The 23,440-nt window shown below is 42.1% G+C and carries 35 protein-coding genes; 32 read left to right on the forward strand and 3 right to left on the reverse strand.

Annotated elements, in window-relative coordinates:
* Positions 1-299: 299 nt before the first annotated feature.
* The 3 genes from ACE3T3_RS02890 to ACE3T3_RS02900 all read right to left on the reverse strand — a co-directional run bounded on the left by ACE3T3_RS02890 (position 300) and on the right by ACE3T3_RS02900 (position 2,264).
* Positions 300-539 carry a hypothetical protein gene (locus ACE3T3_RS02890; protein ID WP_374663874.1) on the reverse strand — a complete coding sequence of 80 codons (240 nt, stop codon included), beginning with the start codon at positions 537-539 and terminating at the stop codon, positions 300-302.
* A gap of 177 nt (positions 540-716) precedes the next feature.
* Positions 717-1,478, reverse strand: coding sequence for a DUF3800 domain-containing protein (locus ACE3T3_RS02895; RefSeq protein WP_374663876.1), 762 nt, complete (start codon positions 1,476-1,478; stop codon positions 717-719).
* A gap of 78 nt (positions 1,479-1,556) precedes the next feature.
* Complete coding sequence (locus ACE3T3_RS02900) at positions 1,557-2,264, reverse strand: LexA family protein (protein WP_374663878.1); 708 nt, start codon at positions 2,262-2,264, stop codon at positions 1,557-1,559.
* Positions 2,265-2,380: 116 nt separating this feature from the next.
* Here ACE3T3_RS02900 and ACE3T3_RS02905 point away from each other — a divergent pair, with 116 nt between their 5' ends.
* The 32 genes from ACE3T3_RS02905 to ACE3T3_RS03060 all read left to right on the forward strand — a co-directional run bounded on the left by ACE3T3_RS02905 (position 2,381) and on the right by ACE3T3_RS03060 (position 23,409).
* Positions 2,381-2,638 carry a hypothetical protein gene (locus ACE3T3_RS02905; protein ID WP_374663880.1) on the forward strand — a complete coding sequence of 86 codons (258 nt, stop codon included), beginning with the start codon at positions 2,381-2,383 and terminating at the stop codon, positions 2,636-2,638.
* Positions 2,638-2,994, forward strand: coding sequence for a helix-turn-helix transcriptional regulator (locus tag ACE3T3_RS02910; RefSeq protein WP_111884014.1), 357 nt, complete (start codon positions 2,638-2,640; stop codon positions 2,992-2,994). The genes ACE3T3_RS02905 and ACE3T3_RS02910 overlap by 1 nt, the downstream gene beginning before the upstream one ends.
* Before the next feature lie 59 nt (positions 2,995-3,053).
* Positions 3,054-3,353 carry a hypothetical protein gene (locus ACE3T3_RS02915; RefSeq protein ID WP_374663882.1) on the forward strand — a complete coding sequence of 100 codons (300 nt, stop codon included), beginning with the start codon at positions 3,054-3,056 and terminating at the stop codon, positions 3,351-3,353.
* Between the two features lie 154 nt (positions 3,354-3,507).
* The gene (locus ACE3T3_RS02920; protein WP_374663884.1) at positions 3,508-4,404 is read left to right on the forward strand and encodes a DNA-binding protein; all 897 of its coding nucleotides are present in this window, start codon (positions 3,508-3,510) and stop codon (positions 4,402-4,404) included.
* Positions 4,397-5,773, forward strand: a complete 1,377-nt coding sequence (locus ACE3T3_RS02925) for a replicative DNA helicase (RefSeq protein WP_374663886.1) — start codon at positions 4,397-4,399, stop codon at positions 5,771-5,773. Before ACE3T3_RS02920 ends, ACE3T3_RS02925 begins: the two co-directional genes overlap by 8 nt.
* Positions 5,770-6,066 carry a hypothetical protein gene (locus ACE3T3_RS02930; protein ID WP_374663888.1) on the forward strand — a complete coding sequence of 99 codons (297 nt, stop codon included), beginning with the start codon at positions 5,770-5,772 and terminating at the stop codon, positions 6,064-6,066. Before ACE3T3_RS02925 ends, ACE3T3_RS02930 begins: the two co-directional genes overlap by 4 nt.
* Positions 6,063-6,443, forward strand: a complete 381-nt coding sequence (locus ACE3T3_RS02935; protein ID WP_374663890.1) for a hypothetical protein — start codon at positions 6,063-6,065, stop codon at positions 6,441-6,443. Before ACE3T3_RS02930 ends, ACE3T3_RS02935 begins: the two co-directional genes overlap by 4 nt.
* Positions 6,440-6,679: a hypothetical protein gene (locus ACE3T3_RS02940; RefSeq protein ID WP_374663892.1), complete on the forward strand. Its 240-nt coding sequence runs from the start codon at positions 6,440-6,442 to the stop codon at positions 6,677-6,679. Before ACE3T3_RS02935 ends, ACE3T3_RS02940 begins: the two co-directional genes overlap by 4 nt.
* Complete coding sequence (locus ACE3T3_RS02945) at positions 6,676-6,912, forward strand: hypothetical protein (RefSeq protein ID WP_374663894.1); 237 nt, start codon at positions 6,676-6,678, stop codon at positions 6,910-6,912. The genes ACE3T3_RS02940 and ACE3T3_RS02945 overlap by 4 nt, the downstream gene beginning before the upstream one ends.
* The gene (locus ACE3T3_RS02950; RefSeq protein WP_374663896.1) at positions 6,912-7,316 is read left to right on the forward strand and encodes a DUF1064 domain-containing protein; all 405 of its coding nucleotides are present in this window, start codon (positions 6,912-6,914) and stop codon (positions 7,314-7,316) included. Before ACE3T3_RS02945 ends, ACE3T3_RS02950 begins: the two co-directional genes overlap by 1 nt.
* Before the next feature lie 181 nt (positions 7,317-7,497).
* Positions 7,498-8,049 (forward strand): hypothetical protein, encoded by a 552-nt coding sequence (locus ACE3T3_RS02955; protein ID WP_374663898.1) that lies wholly within the window; start codon positions 7,498-7,500, stop codon positions 8,047-8,049.
* Between the two features lie 163 nt (positions 8,050-8,212).
* Positions 8,213-8,452, forward strand: a complete 240-nt coding sequence (locus ACE3T3_RS02960) for a hypothetical protein (RefSeq protein ID WP_121532598.1) — start codon at positions 8,213-8,215, stop codon at positions 8,450-8,452.
* A gap of 539 nt (positions 8,453-8,991) precedes the next feature.
* The gene (locus tag ACE3T3_RS02965) at positions 8,992-9,381 is read left to right on the forward strand and encodes a hypothetical protein (protein WP_180110144.1); all 390 of its coding nucleotides are present in this window, start codon (positions 8,992-8,994) and stop codon (positions 9,379-9,381) included.
* An 81-nt stretch (positions 9,382-9,462) separates the two neighbouring features.
* Positions 9,463-9,636: a hypothetical protein gene (locus tag ACE3T3_RS02970; RefSeq protein WP_171407617.1), complete on the forward strand. Its 174-nt coding sequence runs from the start codon at positions 9,463-9,465 to the stop codon at positions 9,634-9,636.
* A 59-nt stretch (positions 9,637-9,695) separates the two neighbouring features.
* Positions 9,696-9,896, forward strand: a complete 201-nt coding sequence (locus ACE3T3_RS02975) for a hypothetical protein (protein WP_374663900.1) — start codon at positions 9,696-9,698, stop codon at positions 9,894-9,896.
* Positions 9,893-10,225 (forward strand): HNH endonuclease signature motif containing protein, encoded by a 333-nt coding sequence (locus tag ACE3T3_RS02980; RefSeq protein ID WP_374663902.1) that lies wholly within the window; start codon positions 9,893-9,895, stop codon positions 10,223-10,225. Before ACE3T3_RS02975 ends, ACE3T3_RS02980 begins: the two co-directional genes overlap by 4 nt.
* An 89-nt stretch (positions 10,226-10,314) precedes the next feature.
* Positions 10,315-11,265 (forward strand): HNH endonuclease, encoded by a 951-nt coding sequence (locus ACE3T3_RS02985; RefSeq protein WP_374663904.1) that lies wholly within the window; start codon positions 10,315-10,317, stop codon positions 11,263-11,265.
* Positions 11,266-11,388: 123 nt separating this feature from the next.
* Entirely contained in the window at positions 11,389-11,877 is a 489-nt protein-coding gene (locus ACE3T3_RS02990) for a terminase small subunit (RefSeq protein WP_374663906.1), read from the forward strand.
* An 8-nt stretch (positions 11,878-11,885) separates the two neighbouring features.
* Positions 11,886-13,574, forward strand: a complete 1,689-nt coding sequence (locus ACE3T3_RS02995) for a terminase large subunit (protein ID WP_374663908.1) — start codon at positions 11,886-11,888, stop codon at positions 13,572-13,574.
* Positions 13,571-14,806, forward strand: coding sequence for a phage portal protein (locus ACE3T3_RS03000; protein ID WP_374663910.1), 1,236 nt, complete (start codon positions 13,571-13,573; stop codon positions 14,804-14,806). The genes ACE3T3_RS02995 and ACE3T3_RS03000 overlap by 4 nt, the downstream gene beginning before the upstream one ends.
* Complete coding sequence (locus ACE3T3_RS03005) at positions 14,799-15,458, forward strand: HK97 family phage prohead protease (protein ID WP_374663912.1); 660 nt, start codon at positions 14,799-14,801, stop codon at positions 15,456-15,458. Before ACE3T3_RS03000 ends, ACE3T3_RS03005 begins: the two co-directional genes overlap by 8 nt.
* On the forward strand, positions 15,451-16,650 hold the full coding sequence (locus tag ACE3T3_RS03010; RefSeq protein WP_374663914.1) for a phage major capsid protein: 1,200 nt from the start codon (positions 15,451-15,453) through the stop codon (positions 16,648-16,650). Before ACE3T3_RS03005 ends, ACE3T3_RS03010 begins: the two co-directional genes overlap by 8 nt.
* Positions 16,651-16,703: 53 nt before the next feature.
* The gene (locus tag ACE3T3_RS03015; protein WP_374663916.1) at positions 16,704-16,886 is read left to right on the forward strand and encodes a hypothetical protein; all 183 of its coding nucleotides are present in this window, start codon (positions 16,704-16,706) and stop codon (positions 16,884-16,886) included.
* Positions 16,883-17,188 (forward strand): head-tail connector protein, encoded by a 306-nt coding sequence (locus ACE3T3_RS03020; RefSeq protein WP_374663918.1) that lies wholly within the window; start codon positions 16,883-16,885, stop codon positions 17,186-17,188. The genes ACE3T3_RS03015 and ACE3T3_RS03020 overlap by 4 nt, the downstream gene beginning before the upstream one ends.
* A 1-nt stretch (position 17,189) precedes the next feature.
* Positions 17,190-17,519, forward strand: coding sequence for a phage head closure protein (locus tag ACE3T3_RS03025; RefSeq protein WP_374663920.1), 330 nt, complete (start codon positions 17,190-17,192; stop codon positions 17,517-17,519).
* Positions 17,520-17,526: 7 nt separating this feature from the next.
* Positions 17,527-18,045, forward strand: a complete 519-nt coding sequence (locus ACE3T3_RS03030; protein WP_120402456.1) for an HK97-gp10 family putative phage morphogenesis protein — start codon at positions 17,527-17,529, stop codon at positions 18,043-18,045.
* Positions 18,042-18,398: a DUF3168 domain-containing protein gene (locus ACE3T3_RS03035; RefSeq protein ID WP_374663922.1), complete on the forward strand. Its 357-nt coding sequence runs from the start codon at positions 18,042-18,044 to the stop codon at positions 18,396-18,398. The genes ACE3T3_RS03030 and ACE3T3_RS03035 overlap by 4 nt, the downstream gene beginning before the upstream one ends.
* Before the next feature lie 321 nt (positions 18,399-18,719).
* Complete coding sequence (locus ACE3T3_RS03040; RefSeq protein ID WP_374663924.1) at positions 18,720-19,193, forward strand: phage tail tube protein; 474 nt, start codon at positions 18,720-18,722, stop codon at positions 19,191-19,193.
* 13 nt (positions 19,194-19,206) lie between these two features.
* Positions 19,207-19,602, forward strand: a complete 396-nt coding sequence (locus ACE3T3_RS03045; RefSeq protein ID WP_120402459.1) for a phage tail assembly chaperone family protein, TAC — start codon at positions 19,207-19,209, stop codon at positions 19,600-19,602.
* A gap of 65 nt (positions 19,603-19,667) precedes the next feature.
* Positions 19,668-19,871, forward strand: coding sequence for a hypothetical protein (locus ACE3T3_RS03050; RefSeq protein ID WP_374663926.1), 204 nt, complete (start codon positions 19,668-19,670; stop codon positions 19,869-19,871).
* Positions 19,872-19,940: 69 nt separating this feature from the next.
* The gene (locus ACE3T3_RS03055) at positions 19,941-20,585 is read left to right on the forward strand and encodes a hypothetical protein (protein WP_374663928.1); all 645 of its coding nucleotides are present in this window, start codon (positions 19,941-19,943) and stop codon (positions 20,583-20,585) included.
* A gap of 100 nt (positions 20,586-20,685) precedes the next feature.
* Positions 20,686-23,409 carry a hypothetical protein gene (locus ACE3T3_RS03060; protein ID WP_374663930.1) on the forward strand — a complete coding sequence of 908 codons (2,724 nt, stop codon included), beginning with the start codon at positions 20,686-20,688 and terminating at the stop codon, positions 23,407-23,409.
* The last annotated feature ends 31 nt before the right edge of the window (positions 23,410-23,440 follow it).

Consider the following 23,440-nt stretch of genomic DNA (forward strand, 5'->3'; position numbering starts at 1 on the left):
ACATCGGGGGTAAGAGATCGGTGTGCTTTTTTGTTGTCTACGATGTGTAATTTAGTATTTACTAAATAATTAGTCAATAGTTTTGCTAAATAAAATTAGTAAAATATTTAGTAAATGGTAATATGAGCAAAAGAAAACCCACCGTGGTGGTGGGTTGGGTGGAGTCGTTAGAATGATTGGTATTACAAAAGATGGTCAGTTAATAGAGGTAATGGATTCATCCCCACTAACTGGCGTGAAACTTATCGGTGTTTTAATTACTAATCCTAATGATTTGAGCGAAAACCATTTAAATATCGCTAATCACTTTTACCACAAAGATTCCCAACAACTTCGTAAGTTAGCCCTAGAGGCTTTACGTACAAATCTGAACCACCACCATTTGTTGAGTGAGCAACCTTAACAACTTCATATAGAACGCCCTCGTCATTTTCATCTATTTCAATCCACTCACCTATGCGAGGATGAGTTTTGAATTGTCTAGCATAGAGTGATTTTGGTTTGGCTTCAGATACATCAATAACAATTAATTCAAACATAAGTTCTCCGCCCGATCTGTTCTAAAGGACTGCGTCGGGTTCGCAGTTCTGTTTTATGCGTATTTAGCGAAAAAATTATGCGCAATTGCATAAATTTAATTTATAACCTATAATTTAACCATGGACCGGGGATTCCCAGTCGGCAAAAGGCTCTAGCGTTATGTTAGGGCCTTTTGTTTATTTGTAATTTGGGAATATCTTTAAACCAAATCCATAGTAGCCTGTGCCAGCTCCATTTCGGCCTTTTGAGCTGTAGAATTTAGTTTGTAAAACTTCAAATGCCCTATTAGGTTGATCTGGTTTTAATACATGGTTTCCAATTGGCCTGGCAACTAAGTCGGCAATTTGAAGCCCGGAAGAGTTCACTTTCTTCGATGCCATTTTTATCTCAAATGGTAAGCATATTTTGCTGAAATTATTACCATCGCAAACTCTTCTAAACTCCAACTCTAAATCTTTATCCTCTTGGGCCCCGCGCTTCTCAAAAACAATGAAAGTTTTCTTATTCTGCTGACCCTTTTCAACTAAGAATTTATAAATCCTTTCAAGGCCAAATTCTAAAGCAATAAAGTATGGATTTTTAGGGGTGGTATATTTCTGTATTAACTGGTCTTTTCTAACCACACAAGAAATTAAAATAAAATTAGTATCTTGCATTAAGGTGGTCAGATCATTAAGCAATGACTCTTTTTGTTGCTTTGATGAGTAATTCTTAAAGTCATTAGTGCCTTTTAGGATGTCTCGCTCGTGCATTACAATAATGTCATGACCGAAATGCTTGAACTTAAGCTGCTCAAGATTTTTGATGACAGTTTCCGTATAGTATCTTTTATGAAAGATACAAAAGGCCAAAACAAATACTGGATACTTCGCATTCAACCCATTAAGCGTATGGTCACCACTCTCATCGACATAAACAATATAATCACTAAAATCCACACTTAACCCCAACTTTGTTGAACTGCGTCAGTTCGCTGTTTAAACAAAACCCAGGCATGAACGCTTGGGTTTTGTTTTTTAATATTTAAACCTTCTGTTGTGAGCAACAACCACACCAATAATTGATATATCTATTTGATTGGAATTTAATGTAGGAAAATCAGAATTTAAAGGAACAAGCTCGATCACATCTACACCAAACTCATTAATTCCAATAACACGATATTTCTTAAATGTTGTTTTGGCTTGTCCGTGCTGAACTTCTTGAGCAATAACCAGTGCGCCAGGCTTGGCCTCAAGTGAACTATCAACCACAATTTCATCACCCGGTTGAAACTCAGGAGACATGCTCTTGCCTTCAACTTTTAGGGAAAAAACACACTCAGGGCGAGGACTTTTGTATGTTGTCCAACTTGTTCCTAGTGGATTAATTCCGTCGTAACCAACCTCATGAAATAGACCCGCTTGAACATAATCAAGTAAAGGGATTGCTTGCAATGGTGAATCAAGAAGAGAAACATTGCTTTCAGATACATTAACTTTAGGGTGATGGGTTTCATCTTCTAGGATTTCATCAAGCAGCCCACTTTGCCAACCTGCTTTTTTCTCAAGGTTTCTTGCTGCGCGTTCGCCAAAACTCCCATGCCCATTAATGAGTTGGGAGATATGGCTAGCATTTAGATCAAAATGCTCGCAAAAAGCGATATCAGACTTAAATCCCAATCTTTTATTGGCAGCATCAATAGCTGTGCGCAAGTTTTTGCGTCTTAGTGCAATTTTATCCATATTTAGTATTTCACATAGTTTTTAGTAAAAAGTAAATTCGTAACAACTAAAGATTTATTGACATATTTAGTAATTAAAATTAGTATTTACTAAATATATTAAACAAAGAGATATAGATGTCTTCCTCCAATACTGAAAAGCTCAAAACCTATCTTTTAAGTCTTACCCCGGAAGGGCGTGAGGCATTTGCAAAAGAGTGCGCAACTACTGTTGGCAACCTTCAACAAATTATCTACGTGAACAAAAAGTGTGGTGCACCTTTAGCGATTCGCATCGACAAAGCCAGTAATGGTCAGGTGCGTTGCGATTCTTTATGTCCAGAAGCAGATTTCGATTACTTGCGAAATCAAGAACTCGTAGCTCAGGAGTGTTAATGAACAAAGTATCAATTGAACCATCCGCAAGCGCCAGAAATAGCATTTCTCGGATCTTGCAGGCGCTTGCGAATAGCAAGCAAAGCGAATTGGCTGAGCAGCTAGGCGTTGATCCAAGCACTCTTTCGAGAATGAAAACTGAAAAGAAAAACAATGACTTGACGGAAATTGAAACTTTTTGCGAGTTGTTGAGCTGTCTTGGCCTAAAGATTGTGCCGAAGGAATATCAAAGCATTGATAAATCACGAGTTGAAGCATTGCTTGTGATGTCGAAGAGCTGGATGAACCGAATTGAATCTGTGGATGATTTATTCCATGACGAGATTAGCGTTCAGAAAGAAAAATTAGGGTATTAAAAAACCGCTTCCTGCGTGAACAGGAAAGCGGTTAGTAATTCAATCAGTAAGGATTAAATATGCAACAAAGTTTACATCAACACCCATGCACTAACAAGTGCAGCAATTTCAAAGAAGAGCAGTGCAATACCTGCCTTATTTCTGAATCTGATTTTCTGGCTGGGGATACCGTGGTTTTTATCGACGCGCTTAAACCGGATCACCTAATGACTGTGCATAAAGTACAGGGCAATGGCGTGCTGCTGAATGGCAACCGCAATTTTGCTTTGGGCCATTTGGTGCGACATGCGCGGGTTGCGGAGCTGAATGCTAAGCGCCGGATGACGGCAGTAGAGCTTGCGGTGGGAGAGGTGTCATGACGGCGAAATTAGCCCAAATGGTTGAGCAAAGACGCGCTGAGCTGCGCAGAGCAATCAAACCCCAATCTATGCCGGTAGACACTTATGCAGCATCGGTAAAAGTGAATTTTGTAGCTGTGTTAGAACGCCAGTTACGCAAATGCAGGAGCGCTGCGTGAACACAAGTATTCCCATGATTAAATTGATTGAAGCCATGAATGATCAGCCAATCGCGTTTAACAAACACTACGTTTTTATTGGGTGCGGCATCAATGGCGCGCTCATGCTTTCACAGCTGGTTTACTGGACTTCTCGCACCAAGAATAAAGACGGCTGGATCTATAAAACTCATGAAGAGTGGACGCAGGAAACTGGGCTTACTCGTCGTGAACAAGATACCGCTCGAAAAACTTTAAAAATGCTTGGTTTCTTGGTGGAAAAAAAGGTGGGTGTGCCGTGTAAATTGCATTTTCGTGTTGAGCGAGAAAATCTGTACAAATCACTTATTAAATACTCTGAAAGCCTTGATTCATCACAGTTGCACAATTCCGCCAAACTAGATGCACAAATCCGCCAATCTGAATGCACAGAAGCGCCAGACTGTATGCACAATTCCGCCAAACTAGATGCACAAATCCGCCCAACTAATACAGAGAATACATACAGAGAATACACAGAGAATACTTCAGAGAGTGTTTCTCCTGAAAATCCAGTTGTTCCTGAAACTCAAAATCCTGAAGAAAATTTAATTGAGCGCGCACTCAAAATCTGGACTCCAAAGTTAAACGAATTGAATTCTTGGTTACAGCGTTCTGGATTACCAAAAATTACCCAAGCTCAGGCGGAAGAAATTTTGCTTGAAGTGAATCCTCACTACGAAAACAAAATTCACACTGGCGCGGTGACAGATAGCCAGATGTATTCGAATTTCGTGAAGTGGGTGAAACGCGATAGCAGACTCACTGAAAAACTTTTTGAAAAAAATGCACAACTGCCAGTTGCTCAATCACAGGCGCCAGCAATTAACCTCCCTGAAAAACCAAAGGGATTTTTAGGAGGTCGCCATGCTTGAAACTAAAATTTTTGATTTAGCCATTGAGCAATCCGTACTTGCTGCGCTAATTACCGTTGCTGCGTCATACAGTGAAATCGAAAACCTGCTCACTGACGCTGATTTCTACTCAACACGCCATAAATCAATTTTTAACGCCGTTGCGGCGCTTGATGCTAAAAACTCTCCGTATGACGCAGTACTGGTGAACGATTGGCTTAAATCACACGACATGAGTGAACAGGCTGGTGGTGAGCAGTACTTGATGCAGATTCTGCAGGATGCGCCTTCGAGTTTTTACAATCTGATTCCGTATGCTGAAAAACTAAAAGATTTTACAGCATGCCGAAAACTTGAGTCAGAAGCGCAAAAGATCATACTGAAGGCTCAGAATCTCACAGTGAGCCGCGGGGAGCTGATTCAAGAAGCGCAAAGCATGTTGGCTGAGATCAATACCGAACAGGCCACAGATGCACTGTGTCATATCCATGATGCTGCTGCAGGTACATTTGTCGAGATGCATCACAAGATTGAGGCGTTCACCAGCGGCGCTACCACAATCAAGGGCATTCAGACAGGTATTTATGATCTTGACCGCAAGTTAGGTGATATTGAACCAGGGTCCTTGCTTGTTCTTGCTGCGCGTCCAGCCATGGGTAAAACCACAATGCTGCAGACCATTGCAAGTCATGTGGCAATTTTCCAAAACAAGCCCGCGCTGATTATGTCTGGTGAAATGCCGATGGATCAGATTGCTATGCGTATGTGCTGCGCAATTGGTCCAGCTGATATCGGAAAGGTTCGCAATGCGCCACACACTCTGACATCAGAGGAATTCACATCGTACACAAACGCAGTGACGATGCTGAAACGTGTGCCAATGCTGATTAACGATACATCACGCCCATCCATCGCGAATGTACGGGAATCGATGCGCAAACTGAAACATCAGTACGGATCTATTGGCGCTGTGTTTATTGATTACCTGCAGATCATGAAGACCACAAAACAGTTTGCTCGTGAAGATTTAAAGATTGCGTATTTCACTGGCGAGTTAAAAGCACTGGCGAAAGAATTTAATTGCGTTGTTGTGCTGCTGTCGCAGTTAAACCGCGATCTAGAAAAGCGCCCAAACAAGCGCCCGCTGCTGTCTGATCTGCGTGAGTCTGGAGCAATTGAGCAGGATGCTGATCAGATTGTATTTTTATATCGCGATGAGGTTTACCACAAGGAGTCTCCGCAGCAAGGTATTGCCGAGGCAATTGTTGGTAAAAACCGTCATGGCGAGCAAGGCACAGCGTATATGCATGCGCAGTTGAAGTATTGCCAGTTCTCGAATCTAGACAGTCAGGCGATTGAGCAAATTCAGCGCGTGGGAGGTGCTGCATGAAACATCCATTAGACAACAAAACCGTAGATTGGGTTGGTGTGCCGCACAATGACTATGCTGAGAGCTTTGAAGTGCTGCTGGATATCCTCTTGTTCACTGTATTTGCGGGCCGGTCGATCACATGGATGGATCTTCAGGAAAATGTGGTCGATAAAACAAGATGGACACTGAATCGCTATCTCAATGCGCTTGTTGGTTTGGGTTATTTAGAGCGATGCGAAAGAAAGTTGGGCAGAAATTTGGCATACATGGCCACTGAGAAATCAAAACAGTTATTTGGGGTGAAGGGATGAAAGCAAACGAGTTTGTTAAAAAGTTTGGATGCGAAAAAGCAAAAGATGTAATTAAGTGGTCTCCAAGCACAGCAACACATTTTAATCAAAACTCACTTGGTGGCCATTATGCAAAAGAGGTGTTGTTTGGAGGGGAATTTCAATGGGCGCGGTTCAACACAATCGTTGGCGCGTGGTACTACGATTTTAATGATGATGAATACAATCAATTTCCCATATTAGATCTAAAACGCCTTGTCGACTCATATGAGTTAATTGTAAAGGATTTTGAGTCTGTAGAAATTGCTGAATATGAACACATGATCTCAGGCTGTTATTCAGATCCATATTGGATTCGCATTAAACAAGCCATCGCAGACGTGGAGTCGTGCCAATGAACCTAATAATCGAAAAATTGGGGTTGAAAAATGCAAAAGCGCTTGATGGTATGCTTCAAAAACATGCTGTGCCTGAAGATTGGAAAATTAGTGTGATTAACGGCATGTGGCAAAGAAGCTCTGTTGGTTTTACACACGCTGAGCTTCGCGCCGCCATCGCAGACCACGACCGCACAGACCATGTATCAGACATTCGCAATCATATTGCGCCGACTACGAAGGTGATTGAGAGATGAGTGAATACTTAAAAATGTCGCTGGATCAGCTTCAAAAAGAACATGCTGAGCTGCTTGCCTTTAATGAAAATCTTGATCGTGAGCGTAACAACTACCGTGACCAAGCAAAAACCTACAAATCTCGGAATGAGTTAGCGCGAAGTGTTGCAGATAGTTATTTTAGGTTTGAGCAAAATGATCCTGAATTAACGGTTAAAGCTATGCAACGAGCTTTGATTGGAACTGGTGACTAATGACCAGCATCTCACTCGCTGAATATCACAAGCAATACGCACCCAAGGCTAAAACCAAGCCAGGGCGCAACAAATTCAACGCACAGCGCATTGAAAAGGACGGAATGAAGTTCGATAGCCAAAAGGAATACAAACGCTATATCGAGCTTACAGCGTTAATGCAGAGAGGTGAAATTTCAGAGTTACGGTGTCAGGTTAAATTTGTACTGGCACCCAAAGTAAAACTGGAAGGAGAGAAGAGGGCAAAACCTGAATTGAGGTATTACGCGGATTTTACGTACATCGAAAACGGGAAATTCATTGTTGAAGATGTGAAGTCGGCAATAACGCGGAAATTGCAAAGCTATCGCAACAAGAAACACCTTATGAAAACAGTACACGATATCGATATTAGAGAGGTTTGAGGGAATAGGGATGAAACGCAGGAATCATGATTGGCTTTGGGTGGTTGGATTTATAGTTATAGCGATTATTGCAGTTGCATTAAATACGTGGAACACGCTTCAAGTTTGTAAAACACAGGATATTTATTGGGTTAATGGAACCCAACACACATGCAAATTTTTTAAGTGATTGGGTGGCGGGATGAATGCAGTAGCAGAGAAATTTGAACCGTTTGAGTGGTTGACCAAAGGTATTACAGCGAAGTCACCAAACTTTGAACCACAGGCACATGGCACTGGGGAGAAACCTTTGAATTATGAAGATCGTTTGGGTGTGATTGCGAGTATGGAAACACAGCTCGCAAAGTCAGTTACAGCGCTTATTGTCTTTGATGGGAAGTGTGAAAGTGATTATGAGTATGTGCGTAATCACTTAGTTAAAATTATGTTGGTCAATGCTAAGGGTGATAAAAAGCGTGAGCCTGAGCATATCACCATGAACCATTTGGCATACTTGGTTGCACGTATGGTAATTGACTTTGCTTTGAATCCTGAGCTTGAAGGGAATTTCACAGCGCAAGGTCGATTGTATTATGCGGGTATTAATTCGATGCAGATGCAAGCCGAACTTTATCGTAAGACATGGAAGCCATACGAAAATCTGATGTGTTTGGCGCTTGAGTCTGCGATTGAAGAGGCCTCTCAAGCTGTTCAGAAGTATAAGAAAAATACTTACAAAGAAATGCGTGCATAGGGATTCCATTATTTCGGAAACCAAGGTATAGTTTTACTATACTGGTCGTATTACGCAGTTTCTGACCATGACTAAATTAAGCTCACTAAAAGGTGGGCTTTTTGACATTTTTTCTTCACGAAAATAAGCGATAATGAATTTTTTGTTTTGAGCTTTAACCGAAATGGCAATTCTAACTATCAAGAAATTAGATGATACTCTTAGTGAATTAGTAGTTAACGGCAAAAAACCTGAAAAGATTTTGTTGGGTTATAAAGCGTATGGCGATCTAATGAATGATCGAGGCTTTTTTGAGGAAGTAGCAGGGTCGGCAATGGATCCAAACAAACGAAAATATAAAAATATTAAAATTAAGGTTACCCAAGATGAATACCAGTTTGAAGTAAAGTGTTCAAAAGAGTAGGTTTAAGCATCAAAGAAAGCTCGCCAAATGGTGGGCTTTTTTATTGCCTGCAAAAAGCCAATTTGCAGAACATGCCTTGAGTAAACGCCCACTCTTGGGTAATTTCAGCTAGGGCTTGGCAACCCGACCTTAAAGAGGATGAAAGCAAGTAAAGCAGGCCTTGCATGTTAGGTGTGTGTGATTGTGAGTAGCGGTAGATCAGTTGCCGAGCTGATTAATATCGAACTATAGGCAAAGGGTGTGGCAATTTGCCACATCCTTTTTAATGCCCTGAGAAATGTTTTTTGTGTAAGCAATATCGGGGCACCTATGGCGGCTTAATTTAATCGTAGTGGTTTAAATCTTTATGCCGCCACCCAATTCAGGGGATTTACATGCTCCAATTTTTAAAATGCTTATTCGGCTTTCATGGTGCGGTTGAAATTGACCACACGATAGATGGTGATGAGATAAAGGTTTGTCGGGATTGTTTGAAAGAAATTTAAAAACCCCGCCAATGAGTGGGGTTTATTTTTGCAAAAAAAAAGGAAAACAAAATGATGAAAACTAAAATAATTGCGCTGGGTTTAATGTGTGCAATGGCTACTGTTGGTTGTTCTCGAGATGCTCAGGTTGCCTCACGAAATCTATCTCATGCAGCAGACAACTTCCAATTAGATCGACGAATCGTTTTTTATAACGGTGTTACTGGTGACTATGTTCTAACGATTGAAGGAAAGTGTGCCTTTGAAGCTGTTAGTGAACGAAAGGTTGATGTGACCTGTAAGACGAGCGATACGGAATTTAAAAAGCATTCACTAGGCATTTCTGACAATGTGACTTACTTTTCCGAGCAGCTAAATAGCAAAGGTGTCAGTACCTACCAGTACAAAGTTGATTTCAGGCCAAGCGTTATCATTCCTGATGTGGATCTAAAGTTACCCAAATAATTTGCCGAACGTATTACGGCACACAAAAGCCCCTCGCATTCTAGATGTTGAGGGGTCTTTCTTTTTAAATTCGGTGGATTTATGGCAGATAAAGTACAAGCGAAGCATGATTTAGAATTTTGTAGTGCTGAGCTGTCAAAGTATCAAAATCTAAGTCGAACCGGATTAACTCGTAATGAGATGCTAGCAATAGATGGCATCATGATTAAACTTAAAGAGCGCATTAAGAATCTACGTGAAGCGCTGTATTCATAGGTAAATAACTATGGCATGTGAAGGTTGTGAACAACGCAGACAAAAACTGAAGGCAATGTATGGCAGCTCAAAAGAATCAATCGCAAACGCAATTGCTCGACTTACTAACCGAGATCGTAAAGCAGAACAATCAAGTGATGCAGCAGAACAGTCAGTTGATCAATCTGCTGCAGATACAAACCCAGCAGAACAGCGAGTTGCTACTGTTGCTCGAGCAAGAACAAGACGAACCAAGTTGCCATGAGTACCTTGATTCATGAAACTCCCAAGACTCCAAACCAAACTGCAGGCGATGACACCCAAGCAGCCAAGACGTGAAGTGGTCCAGACAGGGTTTCGCAATCAATTCCAGAAACTTTATAACCATGACTGGAGAAAGGCCAGAGCAAAGTTCCTTCAAACCAATCCGTTATGTACGTATTGTGAGAACAGATTTGGTCGAGTAACTGAAGCAACTGTGGTCGATCATATTATCCCGCATAAGGGAGATAAGACACTGTTCTGGGATGAGAAGAATTGGCAGCCGTTATGCAAATATTGCCATGATTCAATTAAGGCAAAAGAAGAAATAAAACAAGGATATATGTAGTATTGTGGTATAATTATTAGACAAAACAAAGCCCCGAAAGACGGCAATCTTAAAGGGCTTATGACCACATTGTTATTCGAGGTAACAACATGACTGCGGACAATTCTGCACTACTTTCATTTGTCAGTAAAGCTAAAACCAAATCATATAAACAACCAGAATGGAAACATCCAAAGCCTTGTGTTGTTTGTGGTGAATCATTCCTTCCATACCAAAGAAAATCAGTAGTTTGCTCGCAAGCCTGTAGACTAGTTCATGTGGCCAATAACAATAGAGCCAAGTGGCAAGTCAAAGACTATCCAGAAGTAAACTGTTATGTATGCAATACAGTATTCAAGCCTAGGCAAAAGAATGGCAAGTACTGCTCAAGGAGATGCAGCAGCAACAAACCAAAATACAAGGTGCTGACATGCATCCAGTGCAAAGGTGAGATCAAGAGATCTAGTCATGGAAGTAGAGATGCTGGCTTATGTTGTTCAAGAGAATGCGGCTTTAAGTGGCAGGCATTTATCAGAAGTGAGTTTAGTGCATTAAGACGTATAGCTGAGAATAATAAACCAAAGCCTATTGTTGATACCTATCTCCTTAAGGAGATTCAAGCTATTAAAAGAATAACTCGAAAAGCTAAAGACTCAAGATGTTGCAGGCATTGCGGTGAAATCGTTTATTCCAAACACGTATTGGTTCATCCCACTTGCCGTAAAGAGTATTCAAAAATTAAGAAAGAGCAGTATAGACAGACTGATTCTTACAAGCAGAGCAAGAAGGCAGCCAAGTCTAAACGCAGGGCGTTAGAGCGAGGTGCAAGAGTTGCTGAAGCAATTAGTCCTGATTTTATTTTAGAGCGTGATATGTATCGTTGTTATATCTGTGGGATTGAAACACCAAAGAAACTACGAGGCACTTTAGAGAACAATGCGCCAGAGGTAGATCACATTATTCCACTAAGCAAAGGTGGTCTGCATGTTGAGTCAAACTTGAGATGTGCTTGCAGAAAATGCAATGGATTAAAGAGTGATCGAGTTTATCAATTAATCTAGTGATAACCATCGGGGGGACTTGTTTTGTTCAGAGTCCCTCCAAATAAATTATCGCCGCCCATCTCATTTATAAAAAAATTTCCCTTTTCAGCAAAAGTTAACTTTTAGAGTTAAGGAATCGCAATGGCTTTAACAGCAAAAATGAAAGCTTTTGCTCAAGCTATTGTTGATGGCATGAGTAAAAAAGATGCAGCAATTTCAGCAGGATATCCTGAAAAATCAGCGATGCAACAAGGCTCAAAGCTTTCCAAAAATCCTGAAATTATTGCGTATATTGACCAATATTCAACAGCCAAAAAGTTAACTTCTGAAAAGAAAAAGTTAACTCCTGAAAAACCTAAAGTTAAACCTGCCAGCACTCATGAAAATGATAATCCCTTGGACGATGAAGATTATGCCAAAGACGATCCTCTGCAATTCTTAATTGATGTCATGAACAAGAGTGATGATATGTTCCTGCGATTCAATGCAGCCAAAGCTGTACTTCCATACAAACATGGCAAGGTTGCTGAAAAAGGCAAAAAGGAATCTCAGGCAGATGATGCCAAGGCTGCTGCAACTGGTGGTGGAAAATATGCTACTCGATCAGCAAGAAAAGCAAATTACAGTTAGGCTGAAAAATGAAAGAACTCAATTGGAGTACGAGTTGCCCTGATTGGGAGCAAAAGATTGCAAAAGGGCAGTCACTCATGCCATGCAAGCCATTATTCCCAGAAGAAGCGGAAATGGCATTGGATGTTTTTAAGTCCTTAATTGTTACTGATGTGCTTGGGCAGCCAACCATGGGTGAGATTACACGGCCTTGGGTATTTGAGTTTGTAGCCTCAATCTTTGGTGCTTATAGCGAAGATGAGAGTCGGCGTTTAATCCGTGAATTTTTCCTTTTAATTCCAAAGAAGAACTCAAAATCAACACTGGCAGCGTTCATTATGCTGACAGCATTGATCATGAATGACCGCGGATCTGCTGAGTTGATTATTCTCGCACCCACAAAAGAGGTCGCAGACAATAGTTTTATTCCAATCAGGGATGCGATTAAAGCGGATGAAGAATTAAGCGCATTGCTTAATATCTCAGAGCACACCAAAACAATCACACATCGATCAACCAATGCCACTCTTAAGGTGGTTGCTGCTGAATCAAATACGGTAGGTGGTAAAAAGGCTTCATGGATTCTGATTGACGAGTTGCACCTGTTCCAAAAGAACGCAGGTGCGGCCAGCATGTTTCGTGAAGCGACTGGTGGTCTGGCATCACGCCCAGAAGGTTGCATTATCTACCTGACAACTCAGGCCAATGAGCAGCCGTGTGGCGTGTTTAAGCAAAAATTAGACTATGCCCGCGATGTTCGTGATGGGATTAAACAGAACAATAAGTTTCTGCCCCTGATTTACGAATTCCCAAAGCAGATGATTGAGGATGGGGAGCATCTTAAAAAAGAAAACTTCCATATCCCAAACCCAAACTATGGGACCTCGGTCGATCCAGTTCAGTTAGAGGATGACTTTGAGCAGTCACGCGATGGTGAAGAGTCAGACTTTCGAGATTTTCTGGCTAAGCGGCTCAATGTTGAGATTGGTATTAATCTTCGTGCAAACCGTTGGGCAGGTGCTGAGTATTGGTTACAGCAGGCAAGGGAAACTATCACACTTGAGCGATTGATTGAGAAATCAGACGTAATCACGCTTGGCGTGGATGGTGGTGGCCTTGATGACTTGCTTGGATTTAGCTGTCTAGGTCGCTTGAAAGGAAACGCTCGTATTTGGTGGTTATGGAATCATGCCTGGTGCAATAAAACTGCTGTCGAGAGGCGTAAAGAGAATGCGCCCAAGTATGCAGATTATGAACGTGAAGGCAGCCTAACTATTGTTGATAGAGTGGGAGACGACATAGACCAACTCGCAGCGATTGCAAAACAAGTTTTTGACTCAGGAAAGCTCGACAAAGTTGGACTCGATCCTCTTGGCTTGGGTGGTCTACTGGATGGCTTACTTGACGCTGGCATTCCTGAAGACAAGCTCACTGCCGTACCTCAAGGTTTTAAATTAATGGGGTACATCCTGACAACCGAACGCAAATTAGCAGAAGGCAATCTTTACCATGCAGGGCAAGGCCTTATGTCGTGGTGTGTTGGCAATGCGCGCGCAGTCGTGAAAGGCAACGGCATGATGATCAGTAAACAGGAATCGGGCGTGGGTAAGATTGATCCATTGATTGCTACGTTTAACGCCGTGGCACTTATGAGTCTGGCGCCGGAAGTTAAAAACTATGACATTGACGGATATTTAGAGGACATCGTGATAGCATGAGCGACTTACAAGACACGGGATTCTGGTCTCGCTTCTGGTCACGATTGACTGGAAAAACTCAATTAAAGAAAGGGGGTACTTCCTATCCAGTAGATAGTTACATGTCTTCTGGTGGTGCGGTTGTCAGCCCTGAAACATCCCTGAAGTTATCGGCAGTTTGGGCATGTGTAAAACTACGTGCTGAAACTATTTCAACATTGCCACTTCACTTGTACAACACTGATAAAAAGATTGCTAAAGACCACGAGCTATATCGAATTCTGCATGATTCACCCAATGCAGACATGTGTGCCAGTGAGTTTTGGCAGATTCAGTCAGCGTGTCTGGATTTATGGGGTAATGCGTATAGCTACATTACTCGTCGCAATAATCGAAGTGTTATTTCTTTAGAACCATTGTTTCCTAGTGAAATGGTTAAAAAGCGCCTGAAAGACGGAAGCTTTGAATACCATTACACGGAAAATGGCAAAGTTAAGATCTATACCGATGATGAAATTCTGCATTTTAAGGGATTTACCTTGGATGGATATGTTGGGTTGTCGGCAATTCAATTCTTTGCTCAGACGATTGGCATGCAGTTTGATGCCAACAATCAAGCACAGGACTGGTTTAAAAACGGCTTAAAAGTCGGGGGGTTCCTTGAAACTGGTGAAAAGACTCTGACTGATGAGCAGCGAGTAAAACTTCGAAAAGGTTTAGCTGAATTTAGCCGACCCGAGAATGCTGGTAAGTTCATGACGCTTGAAGCGGGAATGAAAGTAGCCAGCGCTTCAAATATTCGTATTAATCCGGTTGATGCTCAACTTCTTGAAAGTCGTTATTTTGGTATTGAGGAAATTTGCCGGGCTTTTGGTGTCCCACCGCAACTGATCGGACACACAAACAAAGCCAGCTCATGGGCATCAAGCCTTGAGCAAACCAATCAGGGATTCCTTACTTATTCACTGAATCCGCAACTGGTTCGATATGAGCAGACAATCGCTCGGAAGTTGTTATTGCCACAAGATAAATACAAATATCGACCTAAGTTTGCGGTTGATGGCCTACTGCGCGCCAATAATGCTGCAAGAGCTGATTTCTACGTGAAAATGACTCAGAACGGTTTATATACCCGCAATGAAGTGCGAGAGCTTGAGGATATGCCAAGGGCTGATGATCCAACCGCAGATCAGTTGATGGTTCAAATGCAAATGGTTCCATTGGGCACCGATAAAGGTGAAAAGAATGATTAGAAAAAGTTTTAATTTAAATATTAAAGCCGTCCAAGAGGACGGTTTTTTTTCGGGCTATGGTGCGGTTTTTGGCAATGTTGACTGGTACAACGACGTAATTCTTCCAGGAGCATTTGCTAAATCTTTAGAAAAATGGGCTGAGAAAAACAAGATGCCCCCTGTTTTGTGGAATCACAACGATGGTGAACCAATCGGAGTGTACACAAACATCTATGAAGATGAAAAAGGGCTTTTTGTTGAAGGTCGATTGCTAATTGATGATGTGCCAAGAGCAAAATCTACGCATGCGTTGCTAAAAGCTGGTGCCATTGATGGTTTAAGTATTGGTTACAAAACCAAGAAGGCCAACCAACAAACAAACGGTATCCGAGAGTTAATCGAGCTTGACCTAGGCGAGATTTCAATTGTGACCAAGCCTGCCAATGAAGAAAGTCTTATCACATCCGTGAAATCCAAATTAGAAGATGGTGAATTGCCAACTTTACCTGAATTTGAAAAGTTCCTGAGAGAGTCAGGCTTTTCAAAATCGCAAGCCACTGCAATCGCTGGCAAGGGTTTGCGTCATCTTTTGAGCGAGTCCGAAGATGAAAAGTTCCAAGCGAAATCAATTTTAAATGCTCTTAATATTTTAAAAGGAAGTCAAAATGACTGATCAAATCGAAGTGCTCGCTCAAGAGTTTAAAAAACAAGTGGATCATGTGAAATGCATTGCTGAAGAGTTTAAAGGTAAGGCAGAGCACAATGATAAAATCTCTGAAACTGCAAAACAAACTGCTGATGAAGCAATTACAAAGCTGAATGAAGCTAAAGCTCGACTTGATGAGCTTGAGCAAAAAATGGCGCGTCGCCCACAGGACGGCAAAGAAGAAGTTAAATCTCTTGGTCGTCAATTTGTGGAATCTGATCAGTTTAAATCACTGGTTGGTTCAGCTGGACAGCGCGGTAAAGCAAACCTTGAGATTAAGGCTACTATCACTTCAGCAACAACTGATGCTGCTGGCTCAGCTGGTGATTTAGTACAAACTACACGTTTACCGGGCATTATTACTCCACAGGATCGTAAGCTTACAATCCGTGACCTGTTGATGCAGGGTCGCATGGACGGTAACGCGCTTGAATACGTTCAAGAAACTGGTTTTGTGAATGCTGCTGGTATGGTGGCTGAAGGTGCATTAAAGCCGCAGTCTGACATTAAATTTGACCTGAAATCGACTACTGCAAAAGTTATCGCTCACTACATGAAGGCATCACGCCAAATTCTTGATGATGCATCGCAATTGCAGTCTTATATCGATGGTCGCTTGCGCTATGGTCTTGCTTTCAAAGAAGAGCAGCAAATCCTGAACGGTGACGGCACTGGTCAAAACTTGCTTGGTATTATTCCGCAAGCCACCGGATATGTGCGCCCCGCAGGTGTATCCACTACCGCAGAAAGCAAAATTGACACCCTGCGCTTCGCAATGCTTCAGGCAATTCTTGCTGAATACCCTGCAAGCGGCCATGTGCTAAACCCGATTGACTGGGCTGCAATTGAAACTCTGAAAGACACATCTGGTCAGTACATCATCGGCAATCCACAAGGCAATCTAAACCCAACTCTGTGGGGGCTTCCGGTTGCAGAAACACAAGCGATTGCCGCAGGTAAATTCCTAACCGGTGCATTCTCAATGGGTGCTCAAATCTTTGACCGCTGGGCTTCACGTGTTGAAGTGGCAACTGAGAACGAAGACGACTTTGTTAAAAACTTGGTGACTATTCTTGCGGAAGAGCGTCTGGCATTGGCGGTTTATCGTCCAGAAGCGTTTATCTATGGTGATATTACCCCAGCAGTTTCTGGTGGTTAATCCAAAATCCAATAAGGGCCAAATTGCTGGCCCTTATTTATTAAGAGATAGTCATGGCTGAGTACGATGTTAAGCGCGAGCATTATGGCGATAAGTATTACCAGACTGGTGATAAGCGCACAGCAAATCCAGCGGATGTAAAACACTTAGTTGATAAGGGTGTTTTAGTTGAATCTGTTGAAGAACCAAAACCAAAAACAACCAAAACCACAGCAAAACAGGCCAAACCAGAATGATTGATCTCGCAAAAGCTAAGTTGCATTGTCGTGTAGATCATGATGATGAGGATACTTTGATAGAAGCATATATCGATGCTGCCAATGAGCAAATCCAAGCACATTTAGACCGCAAAGTTATCGCAACTGAGGCTGAGCGAGAAAATGAAGATGATCTGGTTGATAACAAGGCTTTAGATGCTGCACGGCTTCTCTTTGTGGCACACCTTTATGCCAATCGGGAAGCCACCACTCAGGCAACGATAGAATTGCCTTTAGGATACTGGTCCTTAATTCAGCCTTACCGGAATATGGGGGTGTGATTTGTCACAGAATGCAGGCGAACTCCGCCATCGAATCATGGTGCAACACTTTGCGTCAGGAAGGGATGAAGATGGTTATCCACTTCCTGAGCAATGGGTAGATTTCATGCCTTTATGGGCAAAAGTCACCCATCTTTCAGGCAAGGATTTAATCGCAGCACAGGCAAACCAATCCAAAGTCGTTGCGCGATTGAAGATCCGCTATCGAGAAGATATCGACACCACAATGCGCGTGATTTACAAAGGCAAAACCTACGCAATTGATAGCCAAGCGCTCGAAGATACAAACACAGGTTATGAGTCGGTAACGTTCTTGCTTTCAGCTATTTGAGGTGCTTATGTCAGCCGATTTTAAACTTGAAGGCATGGATGATTTCATGCGCAATCTTGATGCGCTTAAAGATCGAAAATCTGTAAATCGAAAAGCAAAAAGCGCAGCACGTAAGGCCATGCAGCTAGTACAGATGGCAGCTATGGTCGGCGCTGCGCGGATTAACGATCCAGAGACCAAAGAAAGCATCCAACAAAATATTGCTATCAGAAGTGGTAAAAGCAGGGATTTAAACACCGTAGTGATGCGCGTTGGCGTTTTGGGTGGTGCAAAAAATTATGCCAACACAAAAGACAATGTTCGAAAAGGCCGCGCAGGTAAAGAATATGCTACTGACGGCAGCAGTAAAAACCCCGGAGGAGATACTTTTTATTGGCGTTATATTGAGTTTGGTACATCGCGCTTTCCAGCTGTGCCGTTTATGCGACCAGCGCTATCTGAAAATATTGAGCGCGTAACTGCTGAATTTAATAAACACTTTATGAAATCAATTGAGACTGCAATTAAGAAGGGCAAAATCACATGACAGCTCCAATTGCCAAGACGATTAAAGCCGATACATATTTAGCACCAATATTCGGAGATCGAATATTTCTGAGCGTAGCGGATAAATGCACCACAACGCCGTATTTGGTATTTAGCGGTATTGGTTCAGCACCTGAAAACACAATTGATTGCGGTGCGGTTGATGAAAATGACACATATCAAATGGTGATATGGCACACCAATCCCAAAGAAGCTGAAACGTTGCGCCTGAAAGTGCGCACTTTGCTTGAAAAAGCTGGGTTTTATTACAACGGAAAGCATCCCGATAGTATCGATACTGAGACCAAATTGCATGGCCGTGGTTGGGATATGAATTGGTGGGCTGAAACTTAATTTAAATACCTTAAAAAGCAAAAAGCCCGTGACTCGTAATCATGGGCTTTTTTGTGTTCACAACCTTGATGCAGAAGGAAGCAAACCATAAATGAATTTTAACATCGGGGACTGGATAGTGAAAGCACTAGAACTCGTACAGCAACATAAATCGGTAAGAATTTTTTGTTATTGGGTTTTGATGATCATTGCTTTGTTTCCATTAGCAAAAGTCATTGAGGCAACAGCAAAGCTAGTAATAGCGATTCAATAAAACCAATTTTTTACACAGCACCCAATCGGGTGCTTTTTTTATGCAAAAAAATTGAGGAGTAGCTACTCATGCGTATTAAAGTGCAAGGTTCACACCTGTTCTATCATGTGGCAGGTGCCGCCACAGTTGAGCGCGTTCAATGCGCTAAAGAATTAGATCTTGGAACTGATTCTGAAGAAGATATCGACGTTACTTGCTTGGATGACAACGAAGATAATTTCGATGCGGGCAAAGTAACTCCTGGTGATGGGTCAATTACAATTGATATGGATGACGAAAATTCATCGCATCTCAAATTATTGCAATTATCTAAATCAAAACCTCGTGTGAAACCAACATTTTTTTTAGGTTCAAGTGATTCAGATGATCCTCCAACAATTTCTGGAAACACTGTGACGTTACCTGAAACACGTACATGGTGGGTATGGACTGGTTACTTAAAGTTAGCAACACCAACATTCCCTAAAGGCCAGTTTGTCAACTATGCAATCCCTATGAAACGCACTTCAAGTGTTAATGAAACTATCCGCACAATTACCTAAGGGCATTTGATTTATGGCTAAAAAGATTAAGAAAGGCCGAATGGACATTAAAGCCATTGGGCAGGGCCTATTGGTTGGAGAAATTCGCGAAGCCGTTGTGGTGTTTTACCACAACGGGGCCATGGAGTCGGTTGACTTGCGTATTAAGCAACTTCCATTTTCAAAAACTGAAAGCTTACATAGCCGCCTAAATTCAGGCGATAGTGGTGTTGTATCCGATTGGATTTCTCTAGCTTTGGTGGATGAGAGTAACAACCAGCTATTTACTGCTGAACAGGTTGAAAATAACTTTACTCAATCTTTAGCAAATCAGATTTTTAGTGAAGTATCTGGTTTGAAAGGCCTGCAAGAGTATGTTGAAAAACTGGGAAAGGAATCGACAAGCACGAAGAACTCTGGGCCGAGCTAGTTTTAAACGGCATAGGTGGAAAAACCATAGCTGAGGCGAAAAATAACCTCAGCTATGAGGAATTCATGTTTTGGACTGCGTATCGAAATCTTCGCGGTTCACTTTTTATTGGTCGAAGAATCGAGCAGGGCTTGGGAAGCATGACAGCTACATACTTAGGGGCGAAAGGTGCTAAAGATGTAGATCCGTTGGTGTTTATGCCACATGAGGATAAACCTCAAGAAAAGGTCTATACCGTCGATGAAATAATGATGAAGGGGGTAACCTAGGTTGGCCTTTTGGTTGTATGTACTTTCTGCTGAAAATTGAGTATGTTATCCACCTTACTAGGGGGTATTATGAAAAAAACATTAGCAATCGCAACTTTATCTTTCATTTCATCGTTAGCTTTTGCAGACAAACCGCTACCAATTCAGTACGGCTCACCAGCACCACTTGGTGGTCAAAATGCGCAGAATAACCATGAACCACAATCCATGTCCGCGCCCTATCTAAGCAATATCACGTTTAATGCCGGCTATGTTGGCGGCATGCTTGATAAAGAGGATGTTAAGCTTCGATTAAAGGGTTGGGAGCTTGGCGCTACTTATTTTTTAAATGAAAAAGGCGGTCTTTTTGCTAAGTACGAGCAGCAAAAAGATGAATTAAAACTCAAAGAGTTTTCGTTAGGTGGTGTTTACAATTTCTATGATGAGAAAAAAGTTTACATCAATGGTACTGCGGGCTTGGGGTATTCATGGGTAGATGGGAAAGGTGATGGTGCTGAATTAGAGCTTGAGTATCTAACCATTCCTGTTGGCTTGGAGCTCGGCTATAAATTCACACCAAATGTTGCTGCTTATGGTGGCCTTGGTTATAAATGGATGTACAATCAAGACTCTGAAGCTTGCTTGAATGGTGTTTGCTATGATGCGGGAAATCTTAGTGAACTTGATGTGAACGGCACAACATATCGTTTAGGCTTGCGCTACTCATTCCGCTAAGAAGCATAACATAGTAGGGGTGAATTTTAGACCAATGTAAACTCTGATTTTAGAACCCAAACCCTGCTTATGCAGGGTTTTTTATTGCCTGGAGAATAGCATGGCAACTTCATCACTAGGACGACTAACACTCGATTTAGTTGTCAAGCTAGGTTCATACGTTGAGGGTATGAATAAGGCTGAGCGAACTACGAAAAATACCACAACAAAAATGGGGGATGCGGTAAAAGGTTTCAAAGAGCAAGTGGTTGATGCTTTTAGCGGCACACAAATAGGCTCCGTCATTGATGGATTTAATTCCAAAATTGGGTCTATTAGAGGGAATGTACTAGTTGCAGGTGCAGCAGTTGCAGGCATGGCTGCAGGTGGTGTGGTGATTGGAGCAGCTGCTTTAGCTAAAATGGCGATTGAAACAGCTAAGGCTGATGTACAGCTTCAAATGCTGGCCGATCGCGCCAACACATCAGTTCAAAACTTTCAAATCTTAGAACATGCTGCACTGGGCTTTGGTGTATCGCAAGATCAGCTCGGCTCAATACTTGCTGATGTACAAGAAAAGCTCGGTGAATTTAGCGCAACCGAAGGCGGTGGCGCAGCTGATTTTTTTGATGCATTAAAAAACAACACCAAAATGACCGAAGATCAAATTCGTTCATTTTCGAAAACGCTTCAAGGCAAGGATGGTGTTGAAGCTATTCAGCTGCTGAACGACAAAATGGATGAACTTGGCGTGACAAGCCAAGAACGACGATTTGTGTTTGAAAGTCTTGCATCTGACCTTGGAAACCTCGCCCCGTTATTCGCTCAAAACGGGAAAATGTTAGATGAGTTTGGTGAAGCTCTAGAAGATGCAGGGGTTCTTAAAACACAAGAGGCTATGGAGCAGTCACGGCTATTGGCAGCCCAAACCCAAGCTTTAGATTTACAGTTTCAAGGAATGAAAAACCAGTTGGTTAGCGCAGTTATGCCTGCGGTATCCAATCTTATGAGCTTATTTGTAGACACAACAAATTCAGCAGTTGGTTTGGATAGTGGCGTATCTATTGTCAGCATTGGTATGAATGCATTTGCTGGTGTTGTGGTGACGGCTACAGGTGTATTGAAAACTTTGTTTGTCATAGCACGCGAATCTATGGTCGGCCTAATTAATACAGGTATGACACTGTACAATGTAGTAACTGCAGGTTCGTTTAGCGGTGCTGTGGATGCTCTAAAAACTGGCGCTAGCGTTGTTAAGCAATCGTGGTCAACAGTTGCCGACACAGCTCTTGAAAGTGGAAAGAAAGCCGTAGATGCATTTTCAGGTAATGCAAATGCTCAAGGAAAATTAACACAAGCAATATTAAAAACTACAGCGGCATCACAACTTAGTAACACTGGATTAAAAGTAAATACTAAGCAGGCTGATGAAAATGCTAAAGCAAAAGCAAAGACCGCAAAAGCAACTTCTGCATTAGCTAAAGCTGAAAGTGACTACAACAAAATCCTGCAAGAGCGAGAGCGCATCAAATACGACTATGCTTCCGGCGATGATCAAAAGATGCTTGATTATCAAAAAGAGGTACAGCGCTTGTTGAGCGCTGGCGCAAGTCAGGAATATTTGGCAGTCGCAAAAGAGCGCTATGAGCAAACTAAAAAACTGTCAGACATGCAGTTTGCGTTCGAACTGACAGAGCATCGAATGACGGAGCAGAAAAAACTCGAGTACTCTTTCAATATTAAGCATCAAGAAGTTCAAGCGGATCAGAAATTAACTTCTGAGCAAAGAAAACAAAAAATTCAATCACTCAATGAATTGTACAAGATTGAAACTGACAAATTGCGTTTATCTCAATCCAAACAACTTTTAGATGTTCGCAAAAACTGGATGACTGCTAGTGATTATGCTGAACAATACTATGCGTTGGTAAGGGAGGAGATACTCAATACAGCTGAATACTCACCTGAAATGAAGGACACCTTAATTAAGGGTGCAAATTTACAACAGGGTATTGAGCAAAATGAAAAACGTGAAAGCGTTTGGTCTGATTATAAATCGATGATGGGGCTTGATGAATCGCCGTATCAGCAAGACATGAATCTACTAAAGGCTGCACGTGATGAAATGCTGATTACTGAGGAAGAGTATCAGCGCCAGCGCTTAGAAATGCAGTTGTCTTATGGTGCGCAATATGGTGCCGATTTTGCGGGCATGATGATGGGCTTAGTTGATTCATCTAGTTCTGCATACACCGTTTTGGGATTGGCTCAAAAAAGCTTTGCATTGTACTCAGTCATGATGGACAGCAAAGTAGCTATTTCTAAAGCATGGGCTTCGGCTGCATTCCCATACAACATGCCCGCAGTAGGTATGGCAGTAATGCAAACAGGTCTGCTTGAAGCTGCTGTCTCAGCACTTAGCCCTGTTGGGTTTGCTACTGGTGGCCACATCACTGGCAAAGGCACTGGAACAAGTGATGAAATTCCAATTTGGGCTTCAAACGGCGAATTCATGATGCGAACCGCAGCCGTAAATATGCTTGGTCTTGATACTTTGAACTTTATGAATCAAACCGGCAGATTGCCAAATGCGTATGCGGATGGTGGGCCAATTGCACTTGATGCGCCTAAACTGATGAATGTTCAAAGCCCTGCTATGCAAGATTACGTCAGTCAAACACAGCAGAATGCTTCAGCACAGGGGCAGCAGCTCACCATCGTAAACCAGATTGAGCAAGATGATTTGGTTGGTAATTACATGCGCGGCGCTGCTGGGGGGCAAATTTTAATTAATCAAATCAAGGCTAACCCTTCTGACTTTAAAGCCGCACTCGGCATACCATAAGCTCACTTCGGTGGGCTTTTTTCTAACTGAT

The organism is Acinetobacter sp. (genome assembly GCF_041919735.1).
GTDB lineage: Bacteria > Pseudomonadota > Gammaproteobacteria > Pseudomonadales > Moraxellaceae > Acinetobacter.